The sequence below is a fragment of the Streptomyces sp. NPDC058741 genome (assembly GCF_042746715.1).
Classification (GTDB): domain Bacteria; phylum Actinomycetota; class Actinomycetes; order Streptomycetales; family Streptomycetaceae; genus Streptomyces.
Genome location: NZ_JBHYQH010000079.1, coordinates 1 through 14,086, shown reverse-complemented (window position 1 = coordinate 14,086; position 14,086 = coordinate 1). Strand labels below are relative to the sequence as shown.

At 74.8% G+C, this 14,086-nt stretch carries 4 protein-coding genes and 1 pseudogene; 1 reads left to right on the top strand and 4 read right to left on the bottom strand.

Annotated elements, in window-relative coordinates:
* The first annotated feature begins 503 nt into the window (after positions 1-503).
* Entirely contained in the window at positions 504-1,262 is a 759-nt protein-coding gene (locus tag ACFW6P_RS31565; protein WP_386359602.1) for a thioesterase II family protein, read from the top strand.
* A 456-nt stretch (positions 1,263-1,718) separates the two neighbouring features.
* Here the strand turns inward: ACFW6P_RS31565 and ACFW6P_RS31560 are convergent.
* From ACFW6P_RS31560 to ACFW6P_RS31545, 4 genes and pseudogenes are all read right to left on the bottom strand, one after another.
* Positions 1,719-1,886: pseudogene (locus ACFW6P_RS31560) on the bottom strand (TetR/AcrR family transcriptional regulator); the annotation flags it as partial.
* 340 nt (positions 1,887-2,226) lie between these two features.
* Entirely contained in the window at positions 2,227-5,427 is a 3,201-nt protein-coding gene (locus ACFW6P_RS31555) for an AMP-binding protein (RefSeq protein WP_386359603.1), read from the bottom strand.
* A gap of 185 nt (positions 5,428-5,612) precedes the next feature.
* Positions 5,613-8,732 (bottom strand): type I polyketide synthase, encoded by a 3,120-nt coding sequence (locus ACFW6P_RS31550; RefSeq protein WP_386359605.1) that lies wholly within the window; start codon positions 8,730-8,732, stop codon positions 5,613-5,615.
* Between the two features lie 5 nt (positions 8,733-8,737).
* Positions 8,738-14,077, bottom strand: a complete 5,340-nt coding sequence (locus ACFW6P_RS31545) for an SDR family NAD(P)-dependent oxidoreductase (protein ID WP_386425686.1) — start codon at positions 14,075-14,077, stop codon at positions 8,738-8,740.
* Between the last annotated feature and the right edge of the window lie 9 nt (positions 14,078-14,086).

Genomic DNA, 14,086 nt, shown 5'->3' with positions numbered 1-14,086 from the left:
CGTCGACAAGTCGTTGCCGAACGACGCGGTCTCCGAGGTGAACCGGTCACCGGTGAGCTGCATACCGTCACCCGAGTCCCCCGCGAACCTGATGACCACCCGGTCCAGGCGCCGGACTTGCTTGTCACGCTTTCCTGGCACGTCGGGGGGAGTTGCTACCACGGACATTCCTGTGTCGGCTCCTGTCGGGGCTGGCTGGTCCGCAAGCGCAGGCAGACACGTCGGCGGACACGCGTCGCGGTGCGGGTCGTGCACCTCGCCGGAGACTATGCGGCACGGGTGGAGAGCCGCTCGTGCGGCCGCCCGACGGGGGCTCGAGCGGTCCTCTCCACCACCCCGCGACCTCCCGTCGAGGAGGGGGCGGGAGGCTCGGCGTGAGCTCCGGTGACGGGCGTGAGCCCTCATGGGGCGACGGACCGCCCGTCGGCGCCCCACATCCCCCGAGGGCGCCGGCGGGCCGTTTCCCGCGGGCCGGACGGAACAGACGAAGGGACGCACCGACGGTGAACAGTACGTGGTTCCGGCGCTTCACCATCCCGGGCAACGGGCCGCTGCTCGTGTGCTTTCCGCACGCGGGGGGTTCCGCGACGGTGTACCGGAACCTGGCCCAGGCGCTGCCCGCGGAGTTCGACGTGGTGTGCGTGCAGTATCCGGGCCGTCAGGACCGGTACCTGGAGGCGCCCTTCACGGATCTGACCCTGCTCGCCGAGGCGGCGGCCGAGGAACTGGCGCGGGTGCTGGACGCGGATCCGGGGCGGCCGTACGCCCTGTTCGGCCACAGCATGGGCTCGCTCGTCGCGTTCGAGACGGCCCGGTTGCTCGCCCGGGGCCCGCAGCGGGGCCCGCAGCGGCTGTTCCTGTCCGGGCGGGGCGCGCCGGACGCGCACAGCACCGCCCACTTCGGGCGCTACGACGACGATGACGTGCTCGCGGAGGTGCGCGGGCTGGGCGGCACCGACCAGTCGATGCTGGACGACCCGGACATCATGGAGATGGCGCTGCCGGCGCTGCGGGCCGACTACCGGGCGCTCGGCCGGTACGAGTGGCGCGAGGGCGAGCCGCTCACCGCCGCGATGACCGTGCTGGTCGGGGACAGCGACCCGATGGTGACGGTGGAGGAGGCCGGGACCTGGCGGGCGCACAGCCGCGGGGACGTCACGGTGAAGGTCTTCCCGGGCGGTCACTTCTACCTTTTCGACCACCTCCGGGACATCGCCGAGACCGTCACCGAGGGGCTCCTCTCCGGGACCGCCTCGCCCTGACCGGGCGCCCGTCCGCACCGCCCGGGGGCGCTCCGGAAGAGCCCCCGACCGGACCGGCGTGCAGCGCCTCGCGGGCGTCCGCGTGCCCGTCGCCGCGCACACGCCGACGTCCGGGGCGAGCGGGGGCGCGGCCTCGTGCCGGGCCGGAGGTTCGCGGCGGCCGGTACGCGCGGGCCGGCCCCGGACGGCAGGGCCGAGGTCGACGCACCGGTGGTTCCCGTGCTCCGCACGGCGGAGCGACGGCGCGTGCCCGCTGGGCGGTGCTCGGTGCCTGTTCCCGAACCGGTCTGGTGGGCGGTCTCGGGCTCTACGCCGGTGTGGTGTCCGTCCGAGGACGTCGGGCGGGCCGAGGAGCGAGTGCGCGGGGGCTGCGGTGAACGGCTGGAGCCGGGAGCGCGTCCCGACGCGGTGTTCCGTTCCGCGGTGTGTGAGCCCGTCGGCACGTCCGGGGTGGCATCAGTCCGCCGTGCCGTACCTGAGTCCGTCGAGGGTGAGGTCGAGGAGGCGTTCGGCCTGCTCGCGCTCCCCGGGCTTTCCCGAGGTGAGGGCGACGCCGGTGAGGGCGGCGAACATGACGGCCGGGGTGACGTCCGACCGTATGGTCCCGGCGGCCCTCGCGCGATCACCACCCCCACCCTCCCTTCCGGGGCCAGGCCCGAGGCCGCCCCGCACGCCGCTCACACTCTGTCGGCCCCGGAAGGCCCGCACAGGACCCCGCCAGGTCCACAACGCAGCGCGTCCCCGCCGCGATACCGCCGGCTTCGTCCGCCGAACCGCCTGCCACTCCGCAGCGCAGCAGCCGCAGCGCGGCGTTCGGCATCGTGATCGTGCTCGTCGCATCGGGAAACCGGCTCGCCGCCGTCCGCCCGCCCACGGGTCAGGCCGCCGGGCGGCCGGATCCAACGAGCCGTTCACCGGCCCCTCACCACCGCAGCGCTGTCATGGCAGCCTCAGGAACAGACGCTCAGAGGACCGCGCCCTCCTTCGTCCGCCTGCGCAGGGCCGGCCGGCTGGAGCGGCCGAGGTCCTTCCACATCTCCGACAGCCCGAGGACGGTGCGGGCCGCGAAGAGCCTGCGGATGGACACCTCCTGGTTCAGCTCCGCCCGGATCAGGCCGACCAGCCTGATCGCCCGCAGCGAGTTGCCGCCGAGGTCGAAGAAGTCGTCGTCGATGCCGACCCGGTCCACTTCCAGCACCTCGGCGAAGGCCTCGGCGAGGAAGCGCTCGGTCTCGTCGCGCGGTGCCCGGTAGCTCTCGTCGTCGAACGCGGGCCGCGGCAGCGCGGCCCGGTCGACCCGGCCGCCCGCGGTGAGCGGCAGGCCGTCCAGGACGGTGAACGCCGCCGGTACCGCGGACTCCGGCAGCCGGTCCGCGGCGAAGCGGCGCAGTTCCTCGGCGGGCACGGCCGCGCCGGCCACCGGGACGGCGTAGGCCACCAGGCGCCGCTGCCCGGAGCCGTCCTCCTTGAGGGCCACCACGGCCTGGGCCAGCCCGGGGTGCTCGGACAGGGCCTCCTCGGCCTCGGCCGGGTCGACGCGGACACCCCGTACGTCCGCCGCCGTGCCGGCGCGGCCGACGTGGGCGAGCCGGCCGTCGGCGGTCCACCGCGCGCGGTCCCCGGTCCGGTACATGACGGTGCCGGCCGGGCCGAACGGGCAGGGCACGAAGCGTTCCGCGGTCGCCGCCGCCCGCCCGGGGTAGCCGCGGGCCACGCCCGGGCCGGCCACGTAGAGTTCGCCGGCCACGTCGACGGGGACCGGGGCGAGACCGGGGCCCAGGACGTACAGCGCGGTGTGGTCCACGGGGCGGCCGGCGGCGCCCGCGTGACGGACGGGTTCACCGGCGGGCAGGCGGTGGCAGGCGGCGAGGACGGTCGTCTCCGCCGGGCCGTGTCCGGTGACGACCGTCAGCTCGGGACATGCCTCGCGGACCCGGCGCAGCGCGGCCGGGGACACCCGGCCGTTGCCGGTCCACACCTCGCGCAGCCCGGCGAGACGCTCCGGGTCCGCGGCCGCGAGGGCGGCGAACCGGGCGGCGGGGAGCCACAGCGTGGTGATGTCGTGGGCCCCCCGCAGGCCGGCCGGCGCGTCGGTGCCCGGCGCTCCTTCGGGTGCCACGACCACCCGGCCGCCGTTGAGCAGGGGCGTCCACACCTCCAGGGCGAGCGCGTCGCAGGTGAGCGGCGCGTGCCACAGCACGGTGCCGCGGCCGGCGTCCCGGCACCGGCGGTCCAGGACGAACCGCTCCAGGTTCCGGTGCGTCACGGCGACCGGCCTGGCGGCACCGTCCGGCCCGGTGCCGTGCAGGACGGCCACCAGGTTGTCCGGGTGCGTCGGGACGGCGGCCCCGGGCCCCGGGGAGCCGTCGTCGTCGGGGTCGGCGCGCAGGTCGTCCAGCAGCAGCACCGGCACGCCCGGGCCGGGCGGGAGCGTGCCGGCCGTGCAGGCGTCGGTGAGCAGGACACCGGCCGGGACGGCGCCGGCCGGCACCGCCGGGTCGAGGGGCAGGGCGGCGCCGCCGGCCTTCGCCACGGCCAGCAGGGCGACGGCCAGGTCCACCGACCGGGGCAGCGCCACCGCGACGACCGTCTCGGGGCCGACGTCACGGCGGCGCAGCGCCACGGCCAGCCGGCCGGACCGTTCGTCCAGCTCCCGGTAGGAGACCGGCGTGTCGCCGCAGATCACGGCGACGGCACCCGGATCCCGCTCCACCTGCCGGGCGAACAGCTCGGGAACCGTCAGCCCGGGCAGCGGCGCGTCGGTGCCGTTCGGCGCCGTCAGCACCCGGTCCCGCTCGGCGCCCGTCACCACGTCGAGGGCGCCGACCGGCTGCTCGCCGGCGGCCGTCACGGCACGGATGTACGCGATCAGCTCCTCGCCGATGAAGCGCAGCTCCGCGCGGGAGTACAGGGTCGCGGGGGCGTCGAGCCGGATGAACAGGTCGCCGGCGGCGCTGCCGTCGGTGTAGACGCCGATCGACAGTTCGTCGAAGGTGCCGGTCGTCGCGCCGGAGTAGCGCGCCGGGCTGCCGGCGAAGCGGAGCTGCTCGGCGAACTCGACGACGTTGACGACGGCGCCGTAGCTGCCGCGCCCGTTCAGGACGGTGCCGCTCGCGCGCTGGATGTCCGAGTAGTGGCAGGCGGTGTGGTCGAAGACGTCGTAGGTCTCGTCGACGATCGCGTCGGCGATCTCGGTGAAGGTCGCGCCGAGCGGAACCCGTACGCGCACCGGGACCACGTTCACCGCCAGGCCGGGCGTCCTGCTCGCCACCCCGATGCGGTTGCCGACGGCCAGCGAGAGGAGGAACTCGGGGCGGTCGCAGCGGTGCCGGAGGAACACCGCCGCGGCCGCGGTCAGCATCTGCGACATCCACAGGCCCATGGACTGCGCGGTCGCGGTCCACGCGTCCGCCTCGGCGCGCGGAACGGTCAGCGTCCGGCTCGCCATGCCGATGGCCTCGGCCACCTCCGACCAGCGGTCGGCGCCGCTCATCGGCTCGGAGAGCGCGGAGCGCGCCGAGTCGGACAGGGCCACGCGCGGAACCTGCGCGGGCGCGGGCGCGTCCGTCAGGTACGCGCGCCAGAAGTCCGTGTCCTCGGTGAACTTCGGGGAGGCGAGGTACTCCACCGCCTCGGACGCGAACGACTCGGCATCCCACGGCTGCGGCAGCTCGGGGACCTCCTCGCGCCCTACCAGCGCCGTGTACACCTCGGCGAGGCGCTTCGACAGCAGGCCGCCCGCGCCGAAGCCGTCCGATACGAGGTGGTGGTAGGCGATCACCAGGAGGGAGCGGGTCGCGGCGAGTCTGACCACGCCCAGCCGGAACAGCAGGTCCCGTTCCAGGTCGAAGGGCTTGCGCACCATGTCGGCCATGGCCTCGCGCGCCGCCTGCTCGGGATCGGCCTCGGCGCTGAGGTCGAGGAGGAACGGCCGCCAGTCCCCCAGGTCCCGGGGTACCAGTCGCAGCCCGCCGCCGTCGTCGACGAAGGTGACGCGCAGGACCTCCGCCTCGTCCATCACGTGCAGGAACGCGGATTCCATGATCGCCGCGTCCAGATCGCCGTCCACGTCCCACATGGTCAGCGCATGGTTCGGCGTGTCGGGAGCCATGTGCTGCGCTCGCCACATTCCTTGATGCGCAGACGACGTACCGAACGTACGCACACAGATCAACCCCTCAGCAGACAGGCCCGGGAATCGGGGATTTCGCAGATCACCCCCACCCTCGGGGACGTGGGGCGGCCGCTCAAGACGACCGGGTGCCCGGCGGGACGAGCAGTCGCCAAACTGTGGTGTCCCGCCGGCGGGACGGTCCTACGGCGCCGAACGGCGCCCGGGGCGCGGCGCGTTCACCGCGGACCGCGCTGGGCCGTCAGGGAGGTGATGTGCTCGGCGATCCGTCGTGGTGACGGATGCCGGAGCACCAGATTCGCCCTCAGTCTGAGCCCGGTCGACGCGGACAGGCGTTTGCTGAGCTCCACCGACAGCAGCGAGTCGAACCCGAGCTCCTTGAATTCCTGGTCGGGGTCGACGGACCCGGCGCAGGAGTGCCCGAGGACGACGGCGACCTTCTCGAGGACGTGGTCGAGGACGAGCGTCGCCGCTTCGTCGCCGGACAGGGCGGAGAGCCTCTCGGAGAGGGGGACGAGGTGGTCCTCGCCCGCGTCCGGCTCCGCCGGGGGCACCTCCGCCACCGGCGCCGTGTGCGAGGGCTCGAGCCAGTACCGGCGCCGCTGGAACGCGTACGTGGGGAGATCCACCCGGCGGCGCGTCCCGAACAGGGCGCCGAAGTCCACGGATCCGCCCCGGACGTGGAACCCGGCCAGCGAGCCGAGCACGGCCTCCACCTCGCCCCGGTCCCGCCGCGACGACGACAGGACCAGCGCGCCGTCCACGTCCTCGACCATCTCCTGCACCGGGACGGTCAGCACGGGGTGCGGGCTCATCTCGACGAACACCCGGAAGCCGTCCTCGGCCAGCCGCCGGAGGGACGATGCGAAGCGGACCTTCTCCCGCAGGTTGTCGTACCAGTACGCGCCGTTCAGTTCCGCGGTGTCGATGGTCTCGCCGTACAGGGTCGAGTAGAAGGGCAGGTCCGAGGATGCCGGACTCACGTCGAGGAGCGCGCCGGTCACCTTCGCGCGGACCCGGGTCACCTGGTGGGAATGGGAGGCGTAGTCGACGGATATGCGCCGGGCCTGGGCGCCGTCGGCCTTCATCTTCTCGACGAACTCGTCGAGTGCGTCCGGTTCGCCGGAGACCACCACGGAGCGGGGGCCGTTGACCACGGCGACGCTCACCCGGCCGCTCCACGGCTCCAGCCGCCGGGCCACGACGTCCTCGGACTCCGCGACCGACGCCATGCCGCCGTGACCGATCAGATCCACCAGAGCCTTGCTGCGCAGCGCCACGATCTTGGTGGCGTCCCTCAGGGAGAGCGCGCCGCACACGTACGCGGCGGCTATCTCGCCCTGGCTGTGGCCCACCACCGCGGCCGGTTCCACGCCCCAGGAGCGCCACAGGGCGGCCGTGGACACCATCACCGCGAACAGCGCCGGCTGCACCACGTCCACCCGGTCCAGGGCCGGCGCCCCCGCCGCGCCCTGGATCACATCGAGCAGCGACCAGTCCGTCCACTCGGCCAGTGCGGCCGCGCACGCGTCGAGGCTCTGCGCGAAGACGGGGAAGGCGTCGTACAGCTCCCGGCCCATGCCGACCCACTGCGAGCCCTGCCCCGGGAACACGAAGGCGACGCCACCGAGGTTCCCGGCGGCACCGCGCACCACCGCGGGGGACTCCGCGCCGGTGCTCAACGCCGCCAGGCCCGCCAGCAGTTCGTCACGGTCACGGCCCAGGACCACCGCGCGGTGCTCGAACCGCGACCGGCCCGACACCAGCGACCAGCCGGCATCGGCGAGGTCCAGGTCCGCGTCGGCGGCGGCGCGCTCGCGCAGTCTGCCCGCCTGCTGCCGCAGGGCCTTCGGGCTCCTGCCCGACAGCACCCAGGGCACCAGGCCGCCGGCGACGCCCGCGTCCGGGCCCGGTTCGCGCGCCTGTTCCTGCGGCGGTGCCTCCTCCAGGATCACGTGCGCGTTGGTGCCGCTGACTCCGAACGAGGACACCCCGGCCCGCCGCGGGCCGTCCGCCCGGGGCCACCCACGGCCCTCCGCCAGGACCTCGACCGCGCCGGAGGACCAGTCCACGTGTCGCGACGGCTCGCCCACGTGCAGGGTCTTCGGCAGGTGGCCGTGGCGCATGGCCAGCACGGCCTTGATGACGCCGCCGACCCCGGCGGCGGCCTGGGCGTGCCCCATGTTCGACTTCAGGGACCCCAGCCAGAGCGGCCTTCCCGCGGCCCGGCCCTGCCCGTACGTGGCCAGCACAGCGCCCGCCTCGACGGGGTCCCCCAGCGCGGTTCCGGTGCCGTGGCCCTCCACCAGGTCGACCTCGGCGGACGCGACCCCCGCGTTCTCCAGGGCCTTGCGGATCACCTTCTCCTGGGCGCGGCCGTTGGGAGCGGTCAGGCCGTTGCTGGCCCCGTCCTGGTTCACCGCGCTGCCGCGTACGACGGCCAGCACCGGGTGGCCCGCCCGGCGGGCGTCGGACAGCCGCTCGAGCAGCAGCACACCCACCCCCTCGGCCCAGCCGGTCCCGTCGGCTCCGTCCGCGAAGGCCTTGCACCGGCCGTCGGCCGACAGAGCGCGCTGCCGGGAGAACTCCACGAACATCGCGGGCGTCGACATCACCAGCGCCCCGCCCGCCAGCGCGAGCGAGCACTCCCCCGAACGCAGTGACCTCACCGCCATGTGCAGGGCCACCAGCGACGAGGAGCACGCCGTGTCCACCGACACCGCGGGCCCGGTCAGCCCCAGTTCGTACGCCACCCGGCCCGACGCGACGCTCAGCGCGCTGCCGTACAGCAGGTAGCCCTCCAGCTCCCTCTGGCCGCCCTCCAGGAAACGCCACCCGTACTCGGACGAGCTCACCCCGGAGAAGACGCCGACGTCCGTCCCGCGCACGTCGGCGGGAACGATGCCGGCCCGCTCGAAGGCCTCCCACGACGTCTCCAGCAGCAGGCGGTGGTGGGGATCGACCGCCAGCGCCTCACGCGGACTGATACCGAAGAAGTCCGCGTCAAAACCGGCCACGTCGGCCAGGAACCCTCCCTGGTGCGTGTACGAGGTGCCGGAGGTGTCGGGATCCGGGTCGTACACGTCCCGCCAGCCACGGTCCTCGGGGAACCCGCCGATGACGTCGCGGCCGTCGCGCAGCACGTCCCACAGGTCCTCGGGCGAGGACACGCCTCCCGGGTAGCGGCACGCCATGGCCACCACGGCGATGGGCTCGCCGCGGCCGGCCTTCAGGGCGTCGTTCTCCTGCCGGAGGCGGTCGCGTTCCTCCAGCAGCGTGCGCAGCGCGCGCTGGACCCGGTCCGCGCCGTCCGCCGTGCGGTCGGCGGAGTTGATCATGCCGCTCACCTCTTCTCCTCCAGGGCCAGGTCGACCAGTGCTTCCAGGTCCATGTCCGACAGCGGGTCCGCGCCGGTGCCCTTGTCCGCCGGCCGACCGTCGCCGCCCGGCCGTGCCGGGTCGGCGCAGGCCAGCACCAGCTCCAGCAGGCCCGCGCCGCGCAGCCTGCCGATCGGGACGGTGCGCAGCGCCTCCCGGACGCGCGCGTCCTCGGCGTCCTCGGCGTCCTCGGCCGCGCCCGTGTCCGGTGCCTCGCGCAGCAGGCCGAGCAGGTGCTCGGCCAGCTCGCGGGGTGTCGGGTAGCTGAAGACGAGGGTGGACGGCAGGCGCAGCCCGGTCGGGGCGGCGAAGCGGTTGCAGAGTTCGACCGCGGTCAGCGAGTCGAATCCGAGGTGGGTGAACGCCTGGTCGACGTCGACGGCCGCGTCGGACGGGTGTCCGAGCACGATGGCGGCCTGCTCGCGGACCCAGTCCACGACGACGGTCCGCGCCTCGTCCGCCGGCAGGGCGGCCAGCCGGGCGGACAGTCCGGCCGGGCCGGCGTGCTCGACCGTGCTCGCCCCGTTCCGGCGCGGACGACCGCCCTCGGCGAGGTCGCGCAGGAGCAGCGGCGGCTCGTCGGCGGTCTCGCGCCGCAGCGCGGCGAGGTCCAGCCGGGCCGGGACGAGGACGGGCTTGCCGCTCGCGCACGCCGCGTCGAAGAGGGCCAGTGCCTCGGGTGTCGGCATCGCGGCGACGCCCGTCCTCCGCAGCCGGGACAGGTCGGCCCGGTCCAGTTCCCCGGTCATGCAGCTGCTCTGCTCCCACCAGCCCCAGCACAGCGAGGTGCCGGCCAGGCCGGCCGCCCTGCGCTGCGCCGCCAGACCGTCCAGGAAGGCGTTCGCCGCGGCGTAGTTGGCCTGTCCCGCGTTGCCGAGCGTGCCCGCGAGGGCGGAGAACTGGATGAACGCCGACAGGGGGCGGTCCCGGGTCAGCTCGTGCAGGTTGACCGCACCGCCGGCCTTGGCGCGCAGCACGTCCTCGACGCCGCGGGCGGTCAGCGACTCGACGGTGCCGTCCGCGAGCACGCCCGCGGCGTGCACGACCGCGGTCAGCGGGTACCGGCCGGGCAGGTCCGCGAGCAGGTCCGCCACGGCGTCCCGGTCCGCGACGTCGCACGGGGCGACCCGTACCGCCGCTCCTGCCCCCTCCAGCTCGGCGACCAGTTCGCCGACCCCTTCGGCGGCCGGTCCGCGACGGCTCGCCAGCAGCAGACTCCGCACGCCGTGCCCGGCGACGAGGTGCCGGGCCACGAGGGACCCCACTCCCCCGGTCCCGCCGGTGACCAGCACGGTGCCCCCGCCGAAGCCGCCGCCCACCTCGAGGACCAGCTTGCCGACGTGGCGGCCCCGGCTCATGTCGCGGAACGTGCGGCGCGCGTCGCGGATGTCGCTCAGGGAGACCGGGTTCAGCTGCACCCGCCCGTCGGCGAACAGGTCCATGACGGCCCGGAACATCTCCTGGATCGCGTCCGGGCCCGCCTCGTAGAGGTCGAAGGCCTCGTAGTCGACTCCGGGGTGGTCGGCCGCGACCTGACGGGGGTCGCGAATGTCCGTCTTGCCCATCTCGACGAAGTGGCCGCCTCGGGGCAGCAGTGTGAGCGAGGCGTCGACGAAGGTGTGCGCGAGGGAGTTCAGCACGACGTCCACACCGCGGCCGTCCGACGCGTCGAGGAACGTCTCCGCGAACGTCAGATCGCGGGACGACGCCAGGTGCGTCTCGTCCACTCCCAGGCCGCGCAGGACGGGCCACTTGGCGGGACTCGCGGTCGCGTAGACCTCGGCGCCGGCGTGCCTGGCCAGTCGGACGGCGGCCATCCCGACGCCGCCTGCCGCCGCGTGGATGAGGATGCGCTGCCCCTTCTCGAGCTTCGCCACCCGGAAGAGCGCGTGGTAGGCGGTGAGGAAGGCGCACGGTACGGACGCCGCCTCGGCGTGGCTCCAGCCGTCGGGGACGGGCACGAGCATGCGGTGGTCCGCGACGGCCGTGCGGCCGAAGGCGCCGGTGAAGATGCCGGTCACCCGGTCGCCCGGCGCCAGGTCCGTCACGTCGTCCGCCACGTCCAGCACGACTCCGGCGCCCTCACTGCCGAGCCCGTCGTCGATGGCCGTTCGGTCGATCAGCCCCAGCGCGACGGTGACGTCCCGGAAGTTGACCCCCGCGGCCTGCACGGCGATACGGACCTGACCGCTCGTCAGGGGCGCCTCCACCTCGGGGCACGCCACCCAGGTCAGGTTCTCCAGCGTCCCCCTGCTCGGCAGGCCCAGGCGGTGGGCGCCGGGCGGCGGCGGTTCGATCCGGTGGTCGACGGGTGTGGCCGCTGCCAGCCGGGGGACGAGGTACGCGCCGTCGCGCAGCGCCAGTTGGTCCTCGCCGGCGGCGAGCACGTCGGGGAAGCACGCCCAGGACGTGTCCTCGTCGTCGATGTCCACGAGCCGGAACCTGCCGGGATGCTCGGTCTGGGCGGACCGGATCAGGCCCCACACGGACGCGCCGGGGAGGCTTTCGACGCGTTCGCCCGTACCGGTGTCGACGGCCAGGCGGGTGAGCACCACCAGCGTGGACCGGGCGAGGCGTTCCTCGGCGAGGAACCGCTGGACCCAGTCCAGGACGCGCTTGTCGGTGTCGCCGACCGCGGTGAGCGGATCGGTCCCGGCGTCGGCGAAGTCGTCCGGGCACAGGACGAGGTGCCGGGGTGCCTCCCCCGAGAGGACCCCGTCCATGGACGTGGAGCACAGGACGCTCCCGTCGCCCGCCGCGGAGAGCCGGGAGGCCAGGCCGCCCCTCGTGCCGAGGGCGCACCACCGCCCCCGGTGGGGTGTCCGCCCGTTCTCCTCGGCCGGGCGCCACCTGGTCTCGTACAGGGACCGCTCCCGGCCGCCGCGCGCCGCGCGCATCTGCTCCGCGCTCACCGGCCGGAACGTCAGCGCCTCGACGTGGGCGATCTTGCGGCCGTGCTCGTCGGCGACCGCCACCGACACGGCGCCTTCACCGGCCGGGGAGAGGCGGACCCGCACCGTCGGGCCGCACCGCCCGGCCAGGTCCACGCCGGACCAGGAGAAGGGCATCCAGCCCCGCTCGCCCGTGACCTCGATGACACCGCCGACCACCACCGCGTGCAGGACGGCGTCCATGAGTGCCGGATGCAGTGCGAACCCGCCGCCGGCCGGGCCTTCGGCGGTGTCCGGCAGGGTGGCGAGGGCATAGACGTCGTCCCCGTGCCGCCAGACCTCCCGCAGTCCGCGGAAGGCCGGACCGTAGTCGAAACCCGCGTCCGCGAAGGAGCCGTAGAGACCGTCGAAGTCGAGTCTCCGGGCCCCGGCCGGCGGCCGGACGACGGGCGGGCGCGGGTCGGCCGCCCAGGTGGCCGTGTGCGGTGTGCCCGGTGCCAGGTTCCCCCTGGCGTGGCGGGTCCAGCCGCCCGCCGCCGGGCCGTCGTCGCCGGGGCCCGAGTACACGTCCAGGGAGCGGCGTCCCGTCTCGTCCGCCGCGCCGACGACGACCCGTACCCGCACGTCGCCCGCGTCGGGCAGGACCAGGGGGACTTCCAGGGTGAGCTCCCCGACCGCGGCGCACCCGACGTGGCGGCCCACCGACAGCGCCAGGTCCAGGTAGGCCGTCGCCGGCACGACGACCGCGCCGAACACGGCGTGATCGGCCAGCCAGCCGTGGGCCCGCACGGACCACAGGCCGGTGAACACCACCTCGCCGGTGCCGGGGTGGTCGACGACGGCGCCGAGGAGCGGGTGCCCGGGGGCCGACAGGCCGGCGGAGGAGACGTCCGCCGGCACCGTGCCGGACAGGAAGTCCAGCCAGTACCGCTGCCGCTGGAACGCGTACGTCGGGAGGTCCACCCGCCGGCGCGTCCCGAACAGGGCGCCGAAGTCCACGGATCCGCCCCGGACGTGCAACTCCGCCAGCGCGCCGATCAGCGCCCGCGGCCCGGTGCGGTCCCGCCGCGACGCCGACAGGACCACCGTGTCGTCGACGCCCCCGCCGGCGAAGGCCTCCTTGGTGATGCTCGCGAGCGCGGCTCCCGGCCCGACCTCGAGGAAGACCCGTCCGCCGGCCGCACGCGCGCACTCCACCGCGTCGTGGAAGCGCACGGGTTCACGGATGTGGTTCACCCAGTACCCGGCGGACGTCAGCTCCCGCGGCGTGACCTCGCGGCCCAGTCTGGTGGAGACGATCGGGACGGTCATCTCGCCCGCGGTGAACTCGCCGAGCGCTTGTGCGAACTCCCCCAGGACCGGGTCCATGAGCGGGGAGTGGAACGCGTGGTCGACCGACAGCGGCTTCACCGGCGTGCCGTCGGCGGCGAGCCGGTCGCGGATGGCGTGGACCTGGTCGCGCAGACCCGAGACCACGACCGACTCCGGGCCGTTGACGGCGGCGATGCCGACGCGGTCGTACGCGCCGAGCAGCGTGCGCACCACGGCCTCCGTGGCGCGTACGGCCAGCATGGCGCCGGGCTCGGTGACCGTCTGCATGGTCCGTCCGCGCGCGGCCACCAGCCTGGCCGCGGTGTCCAGGTCGAGGACTCCGGAGACGTGGGCGGCGGCGATCTCGCCGACGGAGTGGCCGATGAGGTGGTCGGGCCGCGGGAGGTACCGCGCCAGCACCCGGTACAGGCTGACCTGCAGGGTGAACAGCGCCGGCTGCGCGATGTCCGTACGACCGGCTTCGGCGGGCTCGTCGGCGAGGAGCAGCGGCCTCAGGGCGAAGGGGAGGTGCGCGTCGAAGCGTGCGCAGATCTCGTCGAGGCTCCGCGCGAAGTCGGGGAAGGTGTCGTACAGCGTCCGCGCCGCACCGGCCCACGGCGAGCCCTGGCCGGGGAACATGAAGACGGTCGAGCCGAGTTCCCCGGCGGCACCGCGCACCACCGCGGCGGACTCCGTGCCGTCGCTCAGCGCGGCCAGAGCGCGTCGCAACTCGTCCCGGTCGTGGCCGAGCACCACCGCCCGGTGCTCGAACCGCGTCCGGCTCGACACCAGCGACCAGCCGGTGTCGGCGATGTCCAGGTCCGCGTCGGCGGCGGCGAGATCGTGCAGCTTGCGCGCTTGCGCCCGCAGCGCCTGCTCCGACCGCGCCGACAGCACCCACGGGACCGGCCCGCCCGTACTGCCGGGCGGCTCACCGGCGGCGCCGGAGGCCGTCTCCCGCGCGGGTGCCTGCTCGAGGATCAGGTGCGCGTTGGTGCCGCTGGCGCCGAAGCTGGAGACGCCCGCCCTGCGGGGCCGGCCGTCGGGTGTGCTCCACCGCCTGGCCTCGGTCAGCAGTTCCACGGCCCCGGCCGACCAGTCCACGTGCGTCGA

Coding starts and splice junctions, on each gene's coding strand:
- ACFW6P_RS31550 (WP_386359605.1), bottom strand. CDS start 8,732: ATGATCAACTCCGCCGACCGCACGGCGGACGGCGCGGACCGGGTCCAG.